We start from the raw sequence: 1029 nt of genomic DNA on the forward strand, positions 1-1029 counted from the left end.
TGAACAACGTTGTCGAACTTGAGGAGATAGGCCCACACAAGTTTGCCAGCGGGATATATCACTACACACCGTCATCCTCATCGGCATTGGGTCATGGCGGTAGCGAAAATAACGGAATCTTATACACGCAAAAAGGTGGCTTTATCGACCTCGCCCATGTGCGCGATACCGCCGATGACACCATGGGCTTATTTTTCGAGATACTCGCCAACTTAGGCCAAGCCCATCGCATTGATTTACCTGCTGAATTAGGGCCAAGATACATCGAGATGGCCTCGTTCGACGCATCTTCTTTAACCGATGAACAAAGGTGGTCTGTGGCCGCTCATTTAGCTGCGCGCTTAGCCTACTTCAAGGCTGAATCCCACGAGATCGCCCAGTGGCACGGCTACGCAAGTTTTTCAGGTTGGCCAGAAACCATTTCCGCCTACTCGCTTGAAGATCTCTACTCCAACATGTTGGGAGCTAAAATTGTACTTAACCTCATTCAACAACATAAGATGCTGAGCGAAAGAGAATACAACCAAAACGTCAGCTTACTTCTCAATGCAAGTCTGCAAGAACTTGGCGTCGTTGATAAATCTCAATCAAAACTGGTATTAGCCGCCGTCGACGGTAAATGGTGGAACTCACACGAGTCAATCCCAAACAAATACATGGTTCTGCAACGTCACTATGATCTAGGAGATATACAAACGCCCCACCGACTAACACCGGAGCTATTAGGTAAAGAGAACTCGAACTTGCAGTATCTCGCGCAATCTCCCGCGATTGTGCTCACCTTACCAGCATCTGTAGAGTCGCTGGATCTAGATAACATTGCCAAGTTAGTACTTGAAGTAGCGCCGAGTTATGCAGATACCTTCAACCACATCCCAAAACGTATCTGGTCAGAGCGTATCGAACATACTCAGTTTCCTGTCATTGCGAAGTATGCGGAGTTACAAGATGGTCAAGAAATGAAAGCGTTACATGTGACGGAGAAGTAATTTAGAGAAACAATAGCTGTACATGATCTCTCATTAAGAA

Annotated in this window: 1 protein-coding gene; it reads left to right on the forward strand. The window is 46.5% G+C overall.

Features of this window, described 5'->3' with window-relative positions:
* On the forward strand, positions 1 to 989 hold a 989-nt coding region (locus R7E00_RS25200), incomplete at its 5' end, for a DUF4056 domain-containing protein (protein WP_318124937.1).
* Positions 990 to 1029 lie beyond the last annotated feature (40 nt).

Source organism: Vibrio sp. Vb1755, assembly GCF_033338635.1.
Lineage (GTDB): Bacteria > Pseudomonadota > Gammaproteobacteria > Enterobacterales > Vibrionaceae > Vibrio > Vibrio alginolyticus.